The sequence below is a fragment of the Cobetia sp. MMG027 genome, from assembly GCF_027947415.1.
Lineage (GTDB): Bacteria > Pseudomonadota > Gammaproteobacteria > Pseudomonadales > Halomonadaceae > Cobetia > Cobetia marina.
Map to the genome: position 1 here is coordinate 196,934 of NZ_JAQJIO010000005.1, position 19,331 is coordinate 216,264.

The window sequence follows — 19,331 nt, forward strand, 5'->3', positions numbered from 1 at the left end:
GCGGGCACAGAGGCGAAGTGGCTCATTGGCTGGGGGATTTGCGGCGGGAGCCGGCCGGCTTGCGAGTGCCGCTAGAGCGTCGGGTGCTGCCGGAGCCGGCTTCCTTGCTTGTGCCGGTCTTGCTCGTACTGGTCTTGCTCGTGCCGGTCTTGCTGCGTCGAGAGGTTCCGCTCTTGCGCCGCGCACCATTGCCCTTGCGTGCCCCGGAATTCTTGCGCGGTGTCGCGCCACCCACACTGGCCAGCGCAGCGCTCAGGCGGCTGGCCGAGCTGTCAGCCAGCAGGGCACGCAGGTCATCGACCAGTTCGCTCAGAAAAGGCGCTGCCGGATCGCCCTGCTCGTGAATCATGCTCAGGCGCTGCTCCCACAGGGCGGTACGTTCGGGGCGTGAGACGGCGTCCGGCAGCGCATGGATCAGGGCGCGACCGATACGCGTGGAGCGCATGGCCTGGCCATCGCGCACCAGGTAGCCGCGATTGATCAGTGTCTCCAGCATGCCCGCACGTGTCGCCTCGGTGCCCAGGCCATCCACATCACGTAACGTCCGGCGTACCGCGTCATCTTCCACGTAGCGGGCGATGTTCATCATCGCCTGTATGAGACTGGCATCATTGAAGGGCTCCGGCGGGCGGGTCTCCTTCTCCTCGATACCGCAGTCGAGTACGCAGGCCGGCTCGCCTTCCTGCAAGGCGGGCAGAGGAGGCGGGGTCTTGTCGTCTGCCGGGGCCTTGTCGTCGGATGCCTGTGCCGCGCGCTGGAACAGCACCTTCCAGCCTTCGTCGATGACGCTGCGGCCACTGGCGCGGAAGGGCTCCTTGGCGAAACGCAGCTCGACCTTGACCTCACGATAGCGGTAGGCCGGATAGAACTGGGCCAGCACGTTGCGGGTGATCATGCGGTAGAGGTTGGCTTCGTCACGCGACAGGCGTGCGTAGTCCGGCTCGCGCCCTGTCGGTGCCAGGGCATGGTGGGCGCTGACCTTGGCGTCATTGAAGGCGCGTGAGCGCAGGCTGAAATCCGCGCCGCCACTGAAACGCTCAAGCTCATCATCGCCACTGCAGGCACTGATCATCAGGTTGGCCATGCCGGCATGATGCTCGCGGGGCAGGTAGCGGCAATCGGAGCGCGGGTAGGTGATCAGCTGATGTCGCTCGTAGAGGGCCTGGCAGGTGTCGAGCACCTTCTGGGCCGGCAGGCGATAGCGGCGAGCGGCATCGACCTGAAGCGCCGAGAGCGAGTAGGGCAGCGGCGCGGGCTGGGACTTGTCGCTGGCCTCGACGCTCTCGACGTGACCATCGCCCGGGGTCTTCAGTGTCGCCAGGTGGCGGGCGAGGCGCTCGGCGGGGCGGCTGTCCAGCAGGCGGCCCTTGTCATCCAGTGGCAGTTGAGTGCCCTTGGTCGCGAGCCGTTGCAGCCACGGGGAGCTGGGGGCATGCCACCAGGCCTTGAAGCTGCCGGTCGCCACGCCGGCCTCGATCCACAACGGGAAGAAGGCACGCGGCTCGAAGGCCTCGATCTCCTCGTCGCGACGCACCACCAGCCCCAGCAGCGGTGTCTGCACGCGCCCCACCGACAACACGCCATCATGGCCGGCCTGACGGCCCGTCAATGTCCAGGCGCGTGTCAGATTCATGCCATACAGCCAGTCGGCGCGCTGGCGAGCCAGCGCGGCTTCGTACAGGGGTTGCCAGCGTTGATTGTCATCCAGCTTGTTGAGGGCACGCGTGACGGCGGAGCGGTTCATGTCGCTGATCAACAGGCGTTTGACCGGCCCACGCCAGCGCATGTGCTCGAGCACTTCCTGCACCAGCAACTGGCCTTCGCGATCCGGGTCGCCGGCATGTATCACCTCGTCAGCCAGCTTGAGCTGTTCTCGAATGGTCTTGAGCTGGCCGCGTGCCTGACTGCGTGGCTTGAGTTTCCACTGTGCTGGAATGATCGGCAGGTGATCCAGTGACCAGCGCTTGAAGCGCTCGTCATAGTCGTCCGGCGGCGCCTGTTCGAGCAGGTGGCCGATACACCAGGTGACGCGAGCGTCTCCGGCATCGATATAGCCGTCGCGCTTGCTGCTGCGCCCGGGCAGGGCCTCGGCGATGGCGCGGGCGAGGCTGGGCTTTTCGGCGATGATCAGGCGCATCGGTCATCCTGGCGGTCAGTGGCACGTTGCATGGTGATCCATACAGTATGCCGCTGGCACGGCGCGGGGATCAATCGTCGTCGAGGGCACGGCGTGCCTGAACGAGCGCACGATACCAGTCGCGGTTGGCGGTCTGGATCAGCGGCGGGCGGTTGGAGAGGTAGCTGATCGGGTGGTGATCCGCCGGCTGGTAGTTGCTGAGCATGTTGAGCGTCGCTTCTCGCGCCCCGAAGGTGTCGCGCAGGAAGTCGATCGCCAGCGGTTCCAGTTCGACGCGATAGTGACGCACCAGCGCGATGGCCAGCGATTCGGCGGTACGTGACAGGTCGTCGTCGATCTCGCGCACCATGGCACTGCCGAGGGCCGCCTTGGCGGCGGCGGACTGGTTGGGCTCCAGCTGGCCGAAGTAGGCGGCATTCGAGCCATTGATGGCGCGCTGGACGGCCGGGCGTGAGAGGTGGATGTGCGGTTCGAGCGCCAGGGCGATCTCGATCGCCATGGCCTTTGCCTTGTCGACGCCGACGCGCAGGATCGTCTCGCGGGCCTGAGAGGCGATCTCGCTGTCGACGCGCTTGATATGACTCTTGCTGAGGTGATCCGCCAGGTGCTTGCAGACCTCCGCCTTGGCCTCGTCATCCAGCGCGATGGTCTTTTCCTGGATGCGCAGACCGCGCCGCCCCGGCCCGACACGCAGGCGGGTGGCATCGTCGGACATCTGCGAGGAGATATTCTCCCAGCGCTTGGACATCTTGAGGAAGACGGCGTGGCTGCGACCGACCTGCTCATAGGCACTGGTGACCGTCTTGTAGAGGCGAATGGCGTTGGTGAGGATGTCGGCGCGCGTCCGCAGGGCGCTGCGATGTTCACGGTCACCCTCGTTGACGGCGATCGCCAGGTGCGTCACCTGCTCGGCGAGCGCGTCCATGGCCTGGGTGGAGCGCTCCAGCAGTACCTCGGCCCTGAGCCCGGAGGCGGCATCTTCCACCAGAGTGCCGGACTGCTCCGCCAGATAGACCGTCAGGGCCTTGAGGCGTGACAGCCCCGTCGCCTGGCGGATGCGGTAACGGGAACGGGCGTGCTCGAGATTGTCCAGCGTGCGAGCCAGCTTCCAGCGTCCACGATATTCGAAGGTCAACAGCGGGATCTTGCGTCCGCTGATCAACTCGAAGGCCAGGATCAGCATCTCCTCCACGTCCTGCATCGTCATCAGCAGGTCGTTGTCCTGCTCGATGGCGGCCAGCACACGCTCGATGAAGTTCTCGTCACGAGGCACGCCCTTGTGCAGATCCGGGGCTCGGCCCTCGAAGCGCTCACGCAGCAGGCCGATGGCCTCGGGCGCCAGCTCCGCCAGCTCATTGAACTGGGGCTCGAGCCATTCGCGGTTCAGGGTGTTCATGTCGCGGATACGGGCGTGCAGACCGATGCGACGATAGACGTCGATCTGACTGATGATGCGGGCGGCGTCACGATCATCCAGCAGCTCCAGCGCCGCCAGTTCCACGCCTTCCGGTGCGAGATCCTGCTTGCGCAGCAGCATGGCAGCGGCTTCGCGGCGACGGGCATCGCCTTCCAGGCTCTCGACGATCAGGTTGCGCGTGGCGAGGATCAGCTCAGGCACGGTATCGATGACGCGCTCGATCTTGGCCTCGGTGCGGTCATAGCGGCGAGAACTGGTCAGGTTGTGGGCGATGTTGGCCACGATCCCCGCGACACCGGTGATGACGGTGTAGGAGATGAAGAAGATGTAGTTCTCGAAGGTGGGTTCCTTGCCATACCCGAGCAGATAGCCCCCCCAGGCACCGATCAGCGTCACCGGGCCGGCCGTCCACAGGATCTGCATCAGGCTCACTGACCATGGCACGCGCTCGACGGCCTGGGTGATGCGGCGAATCTCGTCCCGGCCTTCACGCTCAAGACGCACCTGGGGTGCATCATTGGCAGGGTTGGCGCGGGGACGAAAGAGACTCGGCAGCAACAAGACAGACTTCCTTCAATCAATGGGGCACGTCCGCGAGACGCGGCATGGGCTTGCGGGGCAGGCAGGGGCAGCGCAAGGGATCGCTGGCGAAAGGCGCTGCTAACAGTAGCACTGGCGACCCATTTCGCTCCAGTGAGCGGCACGCCGTCACGCGCCTGACCATGCTAGAATTTCGCCGCGGCTGACAGCCAGGCGTAGGCCGCCAGTTCATCAGTTCAGATGCTGCAGAGATATCGAATCGCTCAGGAGGTCGTGTGGAACAAGTCGCAGTAACGGGGGCGCCAGCAGGGGAAGGGGCGCGCGCCGGGGATGTCGTGCTGCTGGACGGCGGAATGGGGCAGGAGCTGGTGCGTCGCAGCGGTCGTGAGCCGACACCGCTATGGTCCTCCCAGGTCATGCTGGATCAGCCCGAGCTGGTGCGTGATCTGCATCTGGATTTCATTCGTGCCGGCTCCCGGGTCATCACGCTCAATACCTATACGGCCACGCCCCAACGCCTGACGCTGGCGGGAGTCGGCGAGACCATCGGCGCCGTGCATGCGGCCGCTGGCAAGGCGGCGCGGGATGCCATCGCCCTGAGTGGCGAGACGGATATCCGCGTGGCCGGTTGTCTGCCGCCACTGGTCGCGACCTATCGGCCCGATGTCGCACCGGATCAGGAAGAATCGCTGGCCAGTTATCGCACCCTGGTGGCGCTGCAGGCGCCCTTGGTCGATGTGCTGCTCTGCGAAGCGCTGTCCTCGCATGACGAGGCACAGGCCGCCGCCACTGCAGCGCTGGAAAGTGGCCTGCCGGTGTGGGTCTCGTTGACCGTGAAGGACGATCTGAATGCGACCCTGCGCAGCGGTGAGCCGCTGGCGGACACCGTCGCCATGCTGGAAGCGCTCGGCGTGGATGCCATTCTGATCAACTGCAGTGCGCCGGAGGCCATTCAGGGCAGCCTTGACACGCTGCTTGGCAGTTCGCTGCCGGCGGGCGCCTATGCCAACGGCTTCACGTCGATCGCGGCGCTCAAGCCCGGCGGCACCGTCAAGGACCTCAAGGCGCGCGAGGATCTCGGGCCCGAGCAGTATGCTGCCCATGCGCTGGGCTGGGTGCAGCGGGGACTGCGTATCGTCGGCGGCTGCTGCGAGGTCGGTCCGGCGCACATCGCCTGCCTGTCCGAGCAGCTCAAGGCGGCCGGTCATCGCTGTGTCTCCCGACTGGGGGAGTGAACGATGAGGCGTGAGGCATCATCGTGATAGACTCCGCCTCCTGCTTCGCAGGCCCCGTCGGGCGCCATGTCCGCGGGGCCGTGAAACGTTTTTTCTAGGGAGATGCCATGCTTGCCGAGTGGGTCGAACGGCTCTTGAGTTACGCCAGTGGGGCACTTGATGCCATCCGCTCTGATGAATCCTTTCCTGCCTTCATGCAGTGGGCGCATTCGGAGGGGGTGAATTACAGCGGTGGTGATGAGGCGCTGGCGGTAGCACTGGCACCGGTGCTGTGGAGCCAGACGCCGCTGGTACGCCTCGATTTCGCCTGCGAGCCGCTGGCACCGCCCGGTCGCAACGAGCCCTGCTGGTGCGATTCCGGCCGCAAGTACAAGCAGTGCTGTGACAAGGTCCAGTTGCCGCCGATACCGGAGCACCTGATGTGGATGCTGTCGCTGCGCGAGTTCAAGGGCGAGCAGCTCAAGGCCGCATTGGCTTCGCGGCTCGCGCCGGCTCAGGCGCTGCTGGAGGCGGGACTGATCAGTGCCGAGGCCGGTAGCCGCGGGCGTGCCCAGCAGATCATGGAAGCGTTGTTCGACACCAGTGACTGGTCGCGCCTTCCGGAGCAGGCCGAGCCTGGCTTCGAGCTGCTGCTGGATCTCTATCAGGAGCGCGGCTTCACCCGCAAGAAGGCCCTGTTGCTGGATGAGGTGCTGGAGCGTGGTCCCGCCTTCCTGCGCGGTGTGGCACTGGAGCATCAGTGCCTGCTGCATCTGGATAGTGATGACCTCGGCTCGGCGCGAGCCGCCTTCGTCCGCGCGCAGCAGACCCTGCCGGACTCGCCGACGCTGGCCTATATCGAAGCCATGCTGCTGCTGCATGAAGGGCAGCCGGAAGAGGCGCAGGAACGTGCGCGCTTCTGGTGGCGGCGTCTCTCCAAGCAGAAGGATATCGAACCGGGGCAGCTGGAGTTCCTGGCTGATCTGGCCGAGAACCCGCGTGCGACGCTCGCCGAGCAGATGGTCAATTCCGACGAGTCACTCTCGGATTCACTGGCCTCGCTGCAGGCGCTGTTCGAGGTGATCGAGCACCCGTCACGTCTGGCGCTGGAGACTCAGGACGACGGCAGTCTGCTGTTTCGTCAGAATGCCGAGCAGGCGGTGACACTGGGGCTCTGGGAAGCGGTATTCCCGGCGCGGATCGAGGAAGAGGCAGCGCTGGCGCTGGATGTCGACCCGTGGGAGACCCAGGACCCCAACGAGTGGCTGCAACAGCTGTGTGCCAGTCCCGAATGGCTGGATGTTCCTGCGGTCTGTCAGGGATTGATCCTGGCGCTGGCCAGTCGTTTCGGCAGTCTGCCGTGGATGTCGGACACCTTCTTCGTGCCGTTGGCGCGTCGTTTCGAGCGCTGGCTCGACCAGATCGAACAGGCCGGCGGCCTGCTGCGCTGGGAGGATGGTGACAACGCCCAGTTGCTGCGTTGTGGGCTGGGACTGGTGATCGGCATGGAGCGCGGTGAGCGCGAGCGCTCACGTCAGCTGGCGGAGCGCCTGCTCAAGCTGGACGAGGAAGACAGTCTCGGTCTGCGCGAGCTGGTGCTGGATCAGCTGCTGCGCGAAGGCCGCGATGATGAGGCTGTCACCCTGGCGGAGCACGATATCTCACGCCGTGCTCTCGAGGATGAAATGCCGTTGCTGGGCATTCTGATGGGGCATGTGCTGGCACTCTATCGTCTGGGACGTCAGGCGGATGCCGAAGAGGCACTGGTGATCGTGCGCGAAGCCAACTCCCATCTGATCAGTCTGCTGGTGGCGGAGCACCCGCGGCCGGTGAGTCTGGCGGTGGAAGCGCCGGAGCCCGGCACGCGAGGCGAGGCCTGGCAGTATCGCACCCTGATGCGCGATCAGTGGAAGCGCAGCGAAGGCGCGCTTGCCTGGTTGGCCAAGCACCGCTGAGCCGGTGTCAAGGGTCGCTCATGCTGCCTGACGAGTGATCGCAAGCGCTCACATGACAAGGCCTCGTGTGGCAAGGTCCCGTATGACGAGGCCCGAAGGAAAAACCCCCGCAGTGCTTAGGCACTGCGGGGGTTTTTTGTGCCTTGCCTCGTATCGTGAGGCGGGCTCAGGGGGATGCGTGTAGGGGGGCGATCACTGCTGCTTGCCTTGCTGGCGCAGCCGCCAGGCTTCCCGCAAGGCTGCGCGCAGGCCCGGGGTCTGCCCGACCTAAATGGCCTCCAGCGTCGCGGCGAAGGCGTCCGGCGTGGCACGCCAGTCAGGAGGCTGGAGAGCCCCGGCGCTGCTGACGCCGACTCGGTCCAGTGGGGGCGGGGCATGTTCCGGCAGTATGCCCAGCAAGCGCATGTGACCGTTCTGTACCTGGCGCAGACGATGCACGAGCGCCTTGTGGCGCGCTCCCAGAGGCCGGACCGCCACGCTGATCAAGCCGGCCAGGAGACGTTCCTGCCATTGAGGACGTGCCGGGTTGCGATAGGCCACGCCACGCTGAGAGGCTGCTCCCGCCTGGCGTCGGTCCTTGAACCAGTGGGGGGCGCGCTCATCGAGTGCCTCCCCTTCAAACAGGATGCCGGCGGTCATCTGTTGACCACCATGCACACGGGTGAAGGGCAGGATGACGCAGTCCTCGAGCATGGCGCCTTCTTCCACATAGCTGCCCTGCCTCTCTCTTCTTCCGGCTCAGCCTGTCGACGGCCGAGACAGTTCAGGTAGCTTGTCTCTCAATCTCCCGACATCGCTGGCGCCTTGTGGGGCGTTGCCAGCATTGCCCCCCAATGACGGAAGCGCAGCAGCAGCAACAGCCCCGGGATGGCGGCCAGGGTGCAGATCCAGAAGAAGCTGTCCCAGCCGGCGGCATCGGCCAGATAGCCCGAGGGGGCGGCGATCACCACACGTGGCAAGCCCATGATCGAGGAGAGCATGGCATATTGGCCGGCGGTGAAACGCTTGTCGGTCAGTGCGCCCATGAAGGCGATGAAGGCGGCGCTGCCCATGCCGGCCGCCAGGTTCTCGAATGCCACCACTCCGGCAAGCCAGGCCAGCGAGTCACCGACGTGATGCAGCCAGATGAAGCCGGCTGTGGACACCATCTGCAGGATGCCGAACCACCACAGTGCACGGTAGATGCCGATTCGCATGATCATCAGGCCGCCGAAGAAGGTGCCTGCCAGCAATGGCCACAGGCCGAACAGCTTCACGGTCGCGCCGATCTGTGAGTTGCTGAAGCCGATCTCCTTGTAGAAAGGCGTCGTCAGATTGCCTGCCACGGAATCGCCCAGCTTGTAGAGCAGGATGAACAGCAAGAGCCAGATGGCCCCATCACGTTTCATGAAATGGCGGATGGGGTCCCAGAGGATCTCGTGCAGGTGATGGGCACGCGGCGCTGCCTGTGCCTCGGGTTCCGGCGCCAGCAGGGTCACCAGCATGCAGGCTCCCAGGGTCGCGGCCATGATCAGGTAGGTCATGCGGAAACCGATCATGTCTGCCAGCACCAGGCCACCGGCCGAGGCCATCAGCATGCCGATGCGATAGCCATAGACATAGAAGCTGGAGCCCAGCCCCAGTTCGTTGTCCGGCAGATGCTCACGTCGGTAGGCATCGATCACGATGTCCTGGGTGGCACTGAAGAAGCTGACGGAAAGCGCGATGGCCCCCATGGTCAGCGGCGACATGTGCGGGTCCTGCAGGGCCAGCAGCGCGATCAGCGCGGTCAGGGCCAGCTGCGCGATCATCAGCCAGCCGCGTCGCCGCCCCAGTGCGGGCGGCATGATGCGATCCAGCAAGGGGGCCCACAGGAACTTGAGGGTATAGGGCAGGCCGACCAGTGCCAGAAGGCCCACGGCGTCCAGTGATACGCCGGCATCCGTCATCCAGGCCTGCAGGACACTCCCGGTGAGCAGCAGCGGCAGGCCTGAGGCGAATCCCATCAGGAACGTGATACCATGACGGCCAACGAGTAAGCGTAAATCCTTTGAAGTCAAAGCCTTGCCTGTCCTTGCAGAGAGTGTATCCGCGCGGGAGTCGCGCGTGACCCATGGCCATGCGCCACATGCATCGTCAATGGCGGGATTGTCGCACTGCCTGAGCGCAAGGGCCATGCATTGTCCTGAGGTGCCGCTGACCATCAGCTGGCTGGCGTGATGAAGGGCTTGCGTCGGGCCCCTGTGGGCAGGTAGGCAATGAGAGGTCATCATGAGTGAAGTCCGAGACGCTGCCAAGGCGCACTGGTATCTGATCCAGTGCAAGGGTGGAGAGTCCTTCCGTGCGGCGGAGAACCTCACCAATCAGGGATTTCACGTCTTCCACCCCCTGCTGGAAGTGGAAAGAAAGCGCGGCAGCAAGCTGCGCTGGGTGGAAGAGCCCCTTTTCCCCTACTACCTGTTCATCCGGCTGGATCAGGTGGACGACAACTGGCGCCCGATTCGCTCGACACGTGGCGTGCTCAAGCTGGTCAGCTTCGGCACGACCCCGACACCGGTCCCCACCTCGCTGGTGGAGGCGCTGATCGCCAATGGTGAGCAACGCCAGGAGCAGCCAGCCGAGAACCTCTACTTCCGTGCCGGCGAGCAGGTCGAGATCATCGATGGGCCGCTGAGTTCGCTCAGTGGTGTCTTCGAGAGTGCCAAGGGCGACGAGCGCGTCATCGTGCTGCTCAATCTGATCAATCAGCAGCAGCGCGTCGAGCTGTCCAGTCGTCAGCTGCGTCGTCGCGAATCCTGAGTCTCGGTGCCTGCGCCCTCCGGGGAGGGCGTGAGCTCACCGCACTTGTCATTTCTGGAGTTGTTTCATGTCGATTACCGTTCAGCAGGTGGTCAGCCTGCACTACACGCTGCGTACCGCAGATGGCACCGTCCTGGACACTTCTCGTGATCGGGAACCGATGGATTACCTGCACGGCCATGACAATATACTTGCTGCTCTGGAATCCGCGCTTGAAGGTTGCAGCGTCGGCGACAGCAAGGTCGTCAACCTGACGCCGGCGGAAGGCTTCGGTGAGCGGGATGAGGGGCTGGTCCAGTACTTCGGGCGTGATGCCTTCGGCCCGGGGGAGCTTGCACCGGGCATGCGCTTCCAGGCGCGAACTCCCGAAGGGCAGCGCTCGGTGACCGTACTGGAAGTCGGTGATCAGCAGGTCAAGGTCGATGCCAATCATCCCCTGGCCGGTCAGGCCCTCAGCTGGGATGTCGAGGTGCTGGAAGTGCGCGATGCCACTCGGGCCGAGTTGGCAGCAGGCCATCCGCTGGGGCTTGAGGTGAGCCATACCGAAGTGGAAGACAAGAAGGTGCGTCGCTGAAGTCGCGCTGATGCCGCATGTCGCTTCAGGGGTCTCCCTGTCGCTGATCAGGAAGGCGCTTTCGATGATGATCGAAGGCGCCTTCTTCGTTTCGGGTCTGCTGCGTTTCGGGTCTGCTGCGTGTCATTCCGGGACGGATTCATGGGGGCGGAGTGCCCATGAATTGACGTGGATCATGAAGGCAGCGGCGTGATGCCACCCAGGCGCACGAAATTGACGCATGTCATCTTCGCCTTCCGATGATCGCGATAGAGTGCTCATGTCGAGACGGGCGGCGTACGAGGATGCCGCATAGGGCATCATGCTTCGGGGGAGATACTCTTCGAGGTATCGTAAAGCGGCGCAGGCCACCGTCTGGTCAGGGAGAAGTTGCAGGGCGTCGGTTGCCGGCAGAGGCAGGCGCTTGAGGAAGCCCCTTGGGGAAGGGGAAAGCCAGGGATGGCTTCACTGCCAGAATCGGGCATGCAGGTGCCCGATTCACCGTCAGGGGAGGGGGAAACCCCGCTGGCCGGCCTTCGGGTCGGCTTTTTTTCGTGGCAGGAAAGCAACGCCTCATGTAAGCCGTGCTTCTCGGGCACCGTCGTGTTGACCCCGACAAAAGCAGCGCCGCAGGAGGTCTGCGGCGCTGCTTTTGTCGGGACTCCCCTGTCGCTGGCCAGGCTGGTCTTTCGCCGGTGGTTTCTCACCACCTGCAGGGTGGCGGGAGTCGAGACCTGACCTCGGCCGTCTTGGTCAGCTCTGGTTGCTGGTGATCTCCCTGGGCGTCGCCTCACCGGATGTCTTGACCTGCGGCGCGGCCTTGTCGCTGACCGGCTGACCCGTCGTTATGGCGCTGTTGCCGGTCTTGTCGAGCGTCAGTGTGGTCTCCATGCGTTCGAGCGTGTTGGCACTGATGCCCTTGACCTCAGCCAGCTGATCGACGCTGGTGAAGGGGCCATTGGCCTTGCGCCAGGCGACGATGGCCTGTGCCTTCTTGTCACCGATGCCCTTGAGCTGAGTCAGTTGCTCAGGGGTGGCGGTGTTGATGTTCATCTCGGCAGCCTGCGTCAGAGGGGTGAAAGCCATCAGGCCTGCGACGACGAGTGATCCCATCAGAGTTTTCATGAGCTTTTCCTTGTTTCATGATGATTGTCGGGGCGTCTGGTCGGGCCGTGATGCCCTGTGCCCAGCACGTGAATCACTGTGGCTGAAGGATGAGTTTTGTAGTCATTAAGAATTAAACGATTCCTCATCCCTGGGGCCGCTTCAGCGCTCAACGCGCGAAAGTGCTAGCGCGAATAGCGAGCTGATTCGATTCGGCTTTCTCTGAGCTTACAGGTGCGTTGGTGGGCGCTATAATGTTGCCCCGAGCCCATGACCCCCTGTCATCGCGCCTAGTCTCATTGCCCGGAGCCCGGATGCCTGCCACGACTTCCCCCCTGATCATCGCCCTCGATTACCCGGATATGGCCGCCGCACTGGCCATGGCGGACCAGCTGGATCCGACGCGCTGCCGCGTCAAGGTGGGCAAGGAGCTGTTCACGCGAGTGGGGCCGGACATCCTCAAGGCGCTGCATCAGCGCGGCTTCGAGGTCTTTCTGGATCTCAAGTTCCACGATATTCCCAATACCACCGCGCAGGCCGTGCTGGCGGCTGCCGAGCACGGTGTCTGGATGACCAACGTGCACGCCGGTGGTGGCGCGCGCATGATGGAAGCCGCCGCTAGTGCACTGGCCACGCGCCAGCTCGAGACGCGCCTGATTGCCGTGACCGTGCTGACCAGCATGGAGCAGAGTGATCTTGCGGGTATCGGCCTGGATGTCACGCCACTGGCCCAGGTCGAGCGTCTGGCGAGCCTTGCCCAGCAAAGCGGCATGCACGGTGTGGTGTGCTCGGCGCGCGAGACACCCAGTCTCAAGGCGCTGTGTGGGCCGGACTTCCTCAAGGTGACGCCCGGTATCCGCCCGAGCTTTGCCCAGGCCGGTGATCAGCGACGCACCATGACGCCGGGCGAGGCAATGGCGGCTGGCAGCACCCACCTGGTGATCGGGCGTCCGGTCACTCAGGCCGAGAATCCCATGGCAGCGCTTGCCGCCATCGAGACGGAGCTTGGTGGCCGGGCGTAAGTCAGCGCCCGAGGGGGTGTGAATCGCGGGGTGTCACTCTCGAGATAGGCCGAGCTTCAGTCACGCGTGGACGCCAGCGGCTCTGGACAAGCGGCTGGCGTCTGGAGAGTGGCGTTCGGGGTGTCGACGCTCAGTCGGCTGATGTCAGTCCCCAGCTGACCTGCACATCACTTTCCAGTGACAGCTCGCCGGGACGATACTCGTTGCCACCACTCTTGGCTTCTGCCATGTCGGCGCGCATGGCCATCATCGGCGGGCGAGGGCTCTGGGAAGATTCATTGATCGACTGCACATCACCCAGTGTTGCTCCCAGCGTCTCGGCCATCAGTTCGGCCTTGTGGCGTGCCTTGGTCAGGGCTTGCTGCAGTACCTTGTCCTCGAGTGCTGCACGATCACTGAGCTGATATTGCACGCCCGCCAGCTGATTCACCCCCGCTCCCAACAGCAGGTCGATCACCTCCGGCACCTGGTCCAGATTCTTCAGCGAAATACTGATCGGGCGCTCGAGATGGGTACGCTGCCATTGCTGCGGGTTCTGATCATTGGCCGTGCGCTCGTAGTAGCGCTCCGGTCGCAGGGTCAGGCTGCCCGCCTTGATCAGGCGACTCTCGATACCGGCGCTTTCCAGTGCCTGGATCAGCGTGCTCATGCGGCCTTCCAGTGTCTGGCGGGCCTGGCGCGCGGCTTCTCCCTGCTTCTGACTGTCCGGTGCCTTGTCGTCCACCTTGCTGGCCGGTGTCTTCTCCCAGAGACGCGCCTCGATGCTGGCCTTGTCCGGCGCGGCTTCGATGCTGGCACTGGCACTGACATGGACAAGCGCCGGTGCAGGTGTCTGGTCAGCCTGTGCCGTACTCACGGCGCTGACGGCACTCAGTGCCAGCACCAGCCCTAGACGCAAGAAGGAATGCTGGACGCCTGAGCTCGCGTCGGCAGTTACGGATGGCAGGATGCGGGGCATGGAAACTCCTTTTTGGCACATGGCGATATTGTCATATGGTGATATTTTCATATGTCGATATTGACACAGAATGATGGCGTGAACGTCCGACATCGCGTGGATCACGATAGCACTTCGCACGAGAGGCGCTGAAGCGATCGTGTGCCTCGATCAGGCATCTCATGGCGTCAGGGACGTCGCGGTCATACAGGAGCGATACCATCAATACCGTCACGCTATCTCAGGGACGACGCACGCTCCTCGGGGCATTGTCAGCGTTGCTGCTCACCGCAATGCCGTCGCTCGCCTGGGCGGCGAGTCTTTCCGTCGTGGATGATGGTGGCGAGACGGTGACGCTTTCCCGGCCCGCTCATCGTGTGGTCACCCTGGCGCCCCATGCCGCGGAGCTGGTCGCGGCGGCGGGAGGGCTTGCACATCTGGTCGCCGTCAGCCAGGGCAGTGATTACCCGCCACAGGTCAAGACGCTGCCGCGTGTCGCGAGCTATCAAGGGCCGAATCTGGAGGCGGTGCTGGCGGCCAGACCCGCGCTGATCGTGGCGTGGGGCAGCGGGCTGTCCGCGGAAATGCAGGCGCGCCTGACGGCGCTGGGGCTGACGACCTTCCTCAGCGAGCCCAGGACATTGGCGCAGGTACTCTCCAATATCGAGCGCCTGGGGGTGTTGATGGGCACCCGGCCCGAGGCAGAGGCCTACGTGGCGCGTCTCGAGAAGCGCATCAGTCACCTGGAGGCACGCGATGGCATGGAGGGCGACGCGCCCTTGCCGGTCTTCTTCCAGCTGGGCGAGAGCCCGATGACGACTCTGGCAGGAGGGCATCTGGTCAATGAATTGATTCGCCGCTGCGGGGGAGAGCCGCTGTTGTCTGACGCCCCCACCGTGGTGCCTCAGATACGCCGTGAAGCGCTGTGGCTGGCAGGGCCTCGGCTGATTCTGCATCCGGTGGCCGCAGGCGCCCCCCGTGAGCGTTGGAAGGCAGCCTGGCGAGCCAGGGGTGGCCCGCTGGCCTCGGTGGCGCTTGTCGGACTGGATCCGGACCCGGTCAGCCGTCCGGGGCCGCGCAGCGTCGAGGCGATGGCGCAGATCTGCCATGCCATCTCGGTGCAGCGTGCAGCTCGGTGACGTGGGTCGAGCTGATCAGAAGTCGATGCCGCGGCGCGCCTTGAGGCCATGATTGAAGCCGTGACGTATCTCGGTCATCTCGGTGACGGTATCGGCACAGGCAACGATCTCGCGGTTGGCATTGCGTCCGGTGATGATGACGGTCTGCTCCTCGGGGCGACCTTCCAGCGCCGTCATCACCTCTTCCAATGGCAGGTAGCCGAACTTGACCATGTAGGTCAGTTCATCAAGCACGACCAGATAGACGCTTTCATCGCGCATCAGGCGCTTCGCTTCCTGCCACACTGCCTGACAGGCCGCGGTATCGGCGTCACGATTCTGGGTGTCCCAGGTGAAGCCGGTAGTCATGGCGTGGACTTCCAGATTGGCATCCTCGGCAAGGCGCTCACGCTCCCCGCACTCCCACAGTCCCTTGATGAACTGGATGACACCGACCTTGTAGCCATAGCCGAGTGCCCGGGTGATGGTGCCCCATGCAGCGGTCGTCTTGCCCTTGCCGTTGCCGGTGAAGACCAGCAGCTGGCCGCGCTCCTCATTGGCCTGTGCCACCTTGTCGTCGACATGTGACTTGAGCTTTTCCATTGCCGTCTTGTGGCGGGTATTGCGGTCCGTCATGCGTGTGCTCCGTCAGTCATTGTCACTGCGCCGCTCTCGGGGCGGCGCAGTGAGGAGTGTGGCCCGTCGTCAGTAAGAGGTGCTCAGAAATAGAAGGTCACGCCGCCTTCGACGTAACGCCCCTGGGTGTTGTAGCCGTTGACCAGCTGATAATCACGATCGAAGACGTTCTCCAGCTTGGCGCTCAGCTTGACGTTCTGCATCACCTGCCAGCTGGTGCGCAGGTCGAAGACGCCATAGCCGGCGGTGCGAGTGTCCGTGTAGGTATCGGCATCGGTATCGCTGCGGCTAGCACTGCCACGCAGCGTTGCTCCGAAGCTCCAGTCGGCGAGGGCGTAATCGGCATCCAGGCGCGCAAAGCGCTTGGCCCGACGTTTCAGCTGCTCTCCTGTCTCGCGGTCTTCCGGGTCCTGCCAGGTCATGGCGAGATTGACGCTGAGCGCGTCACCTTTCCAGCCACTGCTCAGCTCGATGCCACGAATGCGTGAGCGGTCGATATTGATCGGCGTGAAGTCGGCGCCTTCGTAGCTGATCAGATTGTCGATATCCGTCTGGAAGGCATTGACGCCCACATGCCACCGCTGCTCCTGCAGACGCCAGAAGAGTTCGGCCGTGGTGGAGGTCTCGGCATCCAGATCCGGGTTGCCTGAGCCGTAAGGGCTGTAGAGATCGATCAGGTTGGGGGCCTTGAAGGCGCTCGAGTAGCTGGCGCCGAGCTGCTGTGCCTGAGTCAGGTCATAGGCATAGCTGGAGCCACCGGTCATCTGATGACCATAACGATTGTCATCGTCATACCGCAGGCTGGTGGTGACGTGATGGCGTTGTTGCTGGAGCTGCCAGCTGCCATAGACCCCCGTGGCATAGCGACTGTCCACTTCATAGCCGTCGGCGGTGAAGTAGGGGCCATCGGCGTCCAGACTTTCCTCGCGGTGATCCACCCCCAGGCTGAGCGTGCCGAGGTCGGTGTAGAAGTCGTGGCGCAGGCCGATCTCGTTGCGGGCACTGGCGACACGCCCGGCATCGCTGCCGGCTTCAGTGTTCTCGTACTCGTCGCGCGTACGCGCCACGCTGACCGTCATGTCCCAGTTCGGGTTCAGGTGGGTCAGCAGGCTGGCATCCAGTACCAGCTGGCTACCTTCTCCGCTGCAGTCTTCAGAGGCACTGAAGCTGCTGTCGTAGCAATCGTCGTAATCGTAGTCCGTGTCGGTCTTGGCGACGCCGAGAGACAGCGTGGCTCGCTGGCCGAAGTCGTGCCCAAGGCGCAGTTCGGCACCCGTGGCCTCGTAGCCATCATCTTCACTGCCGGTATCGCGGGCGGAGAAACCATCGCTTTCATCATGATGGAGATTGGCGGAGAGACGCGTGTCATCTTCCACCGAGCTGAACTGGGCGTTCTGGCGGAAGGTGCCGTCGCTGCCGGCGCGCAGCGTGACTTCCGCGTGCTGGCCGACTTCGCTGCCGCCACGCGTAATCAGGTTGATCACGCCGCCGATGGCATCGGCGCCGTAGACGCTGGCGCGCGGCCCCCGCACGATCTCGACACGTTCGATGGCAGACAGCGGCAGAAATTCGAAGTGCGCCAGGCCATCGGCGCTGTTGGCGATGCGCTGGCCGTTGACCAGGATCAAGGTGTGGTCGGACTCGGTGCCGCGCATGAACAGGCTGGTCTGGCTCCCCATCGGACCGCTGCGCGCGACTTCGATGCCATTGCGCGACTGCAGAAGGTCCACCAGCGAGCTGGCCTGCAGGCGTTCGATCTCGCCACGCGTGATGACGTCGGTGCTGGCCAGCACATCATTCTGCAGCTGGGGGATGCGATTGGCGGTGACCTGAACGGTCTCCAGGCTATCCGATGAAGGGGCGGTGGTCTCCTGTGCCGCCAGGGCAGGAGGTGTCAGCAGCAGCAGACTGCCCACGAGGGTGTACTTGGCCTGCGCGTGCGCGCGACCACGGGTCTTGTAAGTATTCATGAATGATCCTCAAGCGTCAGACGCAATGAGGAGGACAGGCGTGACAGGGTGCGTGGATGCACATCGTCGCGGCGTGCCCCTTTGAAAAAGGACATCCCGACGAATTTGCCACTGGTGAGGCCCTCCGCATCAACCAGTGTGGAAGCGAGGGCCGGTCTCCGGACTGACGCCTGGCGGACGTCCTGTTGGAACGTCTCACCCCCTCATGCGCCTTCCCACCTCCTTCCCTTGAGGGTCGTCACGAGGACGTCCCGGAGGCAGTGGCTGGTCATCTCGACCGGCATGAGCGTTGCGATCACCGTTGCGGGGGCAGTACGGGGCTTTCACCCGATTCCCGAGCACCCAGGCTTCTACCCGAGCTATTGTCTGGGGAGGGCGACAGGGAGTCAATCGGCAGGCCCTGTCGTCTGCCGGTCTGGCGTTCGCTGGCTCGTGACGCGGGCTGGATACGACAACGCCCGCACTGGGCGGGCGTTGTCGAGAGGTCACCTGACGGCGTGTCTCACTCGCATGCGAGGCTTGCGATGAGCGTCACAGCGACAGGAACAGTCCGGCAAGACTGGCTGACATCAGGTTGGAGAGCGTACCGGCGAGAATCGCCTTCATGCCCATCTGCGCGATGTCACTGCGGCGGTTCGGTGCCATCAGTCCCAGGCCGCCCATCAGGATGGCCACGGAGGACAGGTTGGCGAAGCCACACAGCGCGAAGATGATGATCGCTTCGGAATGCTCGGACAGCTTGATCTGATGGCTGGCGAGGTCGGCGAAGGCGACGAACTCGTTGAGCACCAGCTTCTGACCGATGAAGCTGCCGGCCTGGATGGCTTCATGCCACGGCACGCCGATGACCCAGGCGACCGGCGCGAAGGCATAGCCCAGCAGCAGCTGCAGCGTGATGTCCTGATAGCCGAACAATCCACTGATCCAGCCGATGATGATGTTGCCCAGCGCGATCAAGGCGATGAAGGCCAGCAGCATGCCGCCGACATTGATGGCCAGCTGCACGCCGGATGCTGCGCCGGACGCGGCAGCATCGATGACGTTGGTCGGGCGATCGATGTCCTTGCCCAGGGCTTCCTCGACACTCTGGGTCTTGGATTCGGTCTCCGGGATCAGCATCTTGGCCATCAGCAGGCCACCCGGGGCTGCCATGAAGGACGCTGCCAGCAGGTACTTGAGGTCAATGCCCAGCGAGGCATAGCCCACCAGCACGGAACCGGCCACGGAGGCCAGGCCACCGGTCATCACCGCGAACAGCTCCGAGCGGGTCATGCCGGCGATGAACGGACGCACGACCAGCGGTGCTTCGGTCTGGCCGACGAAGATGTTGGCCGCGGCGGACAGCGATTCGGGACGACTGGTGCCGAGAATCTTCGAAAGCCCACCACCCAGCACACTGATCACGACGTTCATCACGCGCAGGTGGTAGAGCACCGCGATCAATGACGAGAAGAACACGATGATCGGCAGTACGCGCAGAGCGAACACGAAACCACCGCCACCGAAGACTTCGAACATCTTGTCGCTGACCAGGCCACCGAACAGGAAGTCCATGCCCACGTTGGCGCTGGACATGACGGCCTGAACCCCTTCGCTGAGACCGAGCAGCATGCTCTTGCCGGCGGGAACGTAGAGTACGAATGCCCCCAGCAATGCCTGGATGGCAAAGGCCCCCAGTACGGTGCGCAAGCTGATGGCGCGTCGGTTTTCAGATAATAGGAAGGCGATCCCCAGGAGGGCTAAGACGCCCACCAGGCCCATGACGATCTGCATCAAGCAGCTCCTGAATGCGTAGGTGTTACGTTGAGGACAAGGCAATAGCGCTGGCTGCCGGACAGGGCTGCCAAAACTGGCGCGTACTCTACCAGCATTTTGGGCGGCTGTCGGAGTCTGCCACTAACGTTTTAGGCATTTTTTGTGAATCCCGCTTCGCGGCTGTGCGCCATTCGC

General features: G+C 64.0%; 15 protein-coding genes and 1 riboswitch. Of the genes, 6 read left to right on the forward strand and 9 right to left on the reverse strand.

Going from position 1 to position 19,331, the window contains the following annotated elements:
* Positions 1-22: 22 nt before the first annotated feature.
* Entirely contained in the window at positions 23-2,137 is a 2,115-nt protein-coding gene (locus PJK54_RS08365) for a DNA topoisomerase III (RefSeq protein WP_271302630.1), read from the reverse strand.
* Positions 2,138-2,207: 70 nt separating this feature from the next.
* Entirely contained in the window at positions 2,208-4,115 is a 1,908-nt protein-coding gene (locus PJK54_RS08370; RefSeq protein ID WP_077371752.1) for a hypothetical protein, read from the reverse strand.
* A gap of 254 nt (positions 4,116-4,369) precedes the next feature.
* Between PJK54_RS08370 and PJK54_RS08375 the strand changes: the two genes are divergently transcribed.
* Positions 4,370-5,329, forward strand: coding sequence for a homocysteine S-methyltransferase family protein (locus PJK54_RS08375; protein ID WP_240499581.1), 960 nt, complete (start codon positions 4,370-4,372; stop codon positions 5,327-5,329).
* A gap of 107 nt (positions 5,330-5,436) precedes the next feature.
* Positions 5,437-7,263, forward strand: coding sequence for an SEC-C domain-containing protein (locus tag PJK54_RS08380; RefSeq protein WP_077371759.1), 1,827 nt, complete (start codon positions 5,437-5,439; stop codon positions 7,261-7,263).
* Positions 7,264-7,530: 267 nt separating this feature from the next.
* Here the strand turns inward: PJK54_RS08380 and PJK54_RS08385 are convergent, their stop codons facing one another.
* Complete coding sequence (locus PJK54_RS08385; RefSeq protein ID WP_271302631.1) at positions 7,531-7,956, reverse strand: hypothetical protein; 426 nt, start codon at positions 7,954-7,956, stop codon at positions 7,531-7,533.
* A gap of 86 nt (positions 7,957-8,042) precedes the next feature.
* Positions 8,043-9,248 carry an AmpG family muropeptide MFS transporter gene (locus PJK54_RS08390; RefSeq protein ID WP_103751364.1) on the reverse strand — a complete coding sequence of 402 codons (1,206 nt, stop codon included), beginning with the start codon at positions 9,246-9,248 and terminating at the stop codon, positions 8,043-8,045.
* Between the two features lie 265 nt (positions 9,249-9,513).
* Between PJK54_RS08390 and rfaH the strand changes: the two genes are divergently transcribed.
* Positions 9,514-10,041 carry a transcription/translation regulatory transformer protein RfaH gene (gene rfaH, locus PJK54_RS08395; protein ID WP_077371768.1) on the forward strand — a complete coding sequence of 176 codons (528 nt, stop codon included), beginning with the start codon at positions 9,514-9,516 and terminating at the stop codon, positions 10,039-10,041.
* A 67-nt stretch (positions 10,042-10,108) separates the two neighbouring features.
* Positions 10,109-10,615 carry an FKBP-type peptidyl-prolyl cis-trans isomerase gene (locus PJK54_RS08400; protein ID WP_077371771.1) on the forward strand — a complete coding sequence of 169 codons (507 nt, stop codon included), beginning with the start codon at positions 10,109-10,111 and terminating at the stop codon, positions 10,613-10,615.
* Between the two features lie 732 nt (positions 10,616-11,347).
* Here PJK54_RS08400 and PJK54_RS08405 read toward each other — a convergent pair.
* Positions 11,348-11,719 (reverse strand): ComEA family DNA-binding protein, encoded by a 372-nt coding sequence (locus tag PJK54_RS08405; RefSeq protein ID WP_271302632.1) that lies wholly within the window; start codon positions 11,717-11,719, stop codon positions 11,348-11,350.
* A 293-nt stretch (positions 11,720-12,012) separates the two neighbouring features.
* On the opposite strand from PJK54_RS08405, the gene pyrF reads away from it, so the two are divergent.
* Positions 12,013-12,720 carry an orotidine-5'-phosphate decarboxylase gene (pyrF, locus tag PJK54_RS08410; protein ID WP_084209187.1) on the forward strand — a complete coding sequence of 236 codons (708 nt, stop codon included), beginning with the start codon at positions 12,013-12,015 and terminating at the stop codon, positions 12,718-12,720.
* A gap of 130 nt (positions 12,721-12,850) precedes the next feature.
* Here pyrF and PJK54_RS08415 read toward each other — a convergent pair whose 3' ends face one another.
* Positions 12,851-13,678, reverse strand: coding sequence for an SIMPL domain-containing protein (locus tag PJK54_RS08415; protein ID WP_170212639.1), 828 nt, complete (start codon positions 13,676-13,678; stop codon positions 12,851-12,853).
* Between the two features lie 257 nt (positions 13,679-13,935).
* Here PJK54_RS08415 and PJK54_RS08420 point away from each other — a divergent pair, with 257 nt between their 5' ends.
* Positions 13,936-14,796: an ABC transporter substrate-binding protein gene (locus tag PJK54_RS08420; protein WP_271302633.1), complete on the forward strand. Its 861-nt coding sequence runs from the start codon at positions 13,936-13,938 to the stop codon at positions 14,794-14,796.
* Between the two features lie 15 nt (positions 14,797-14,811).
* Here the strand turns inward: PJK54_RS08420 and cobO are convergent, their stop codons facing one another.
* The 3 genes from cobO to PJK54_RS08435 form a co-directional block, all read right to left on the reverse strand.
* A complete protein-coding gene (gene cobO, locus PJK54_RS08425) occupies positions 14,812-15,411 on the reverse strand; it encodes a cob(I)yrinic acid a,c-diamide adenosyltransferase (RefSeq protein WP_077371790.1) in 600 nt (199 codons plus the stop codon).
* An 83-nt stretch (positions 15,412-15,494) separates the two neighbouring features.
* On the reverse strand, positions 15,495-17,381 hold the full coding sequence (locus tag PJK54_RS08430; RefSeq protein WP_271302634.1) for a TonB-dependent receptor domain-containing protein: 1,887 nt from the start codon (positions 17,379-17,381) through the stop codon (positions 15,495-15,497).
* A gap of 132 nt (positions 17,382-17,513) precedes the next feature.
* A riboswitch (cobalamin riboswitch) is annotated at positions 17,514-17,742 on the reverse strand.
* Positions 17,743-17,912: 170 nt separating this feature from the next.
* A complete protein-coding gene (locus PJK54_RS08435; protein WP_271302635.1) occupies positions 17,913-19,154 on the reverse strand; it encodes a NupC/NupG family nucleoside CNT transporter in 1,242 nt (413 codons plus the stop codon).
* Between the last annotated feature and the right edge of the window lie 177 nt (positions 19,155-19,331).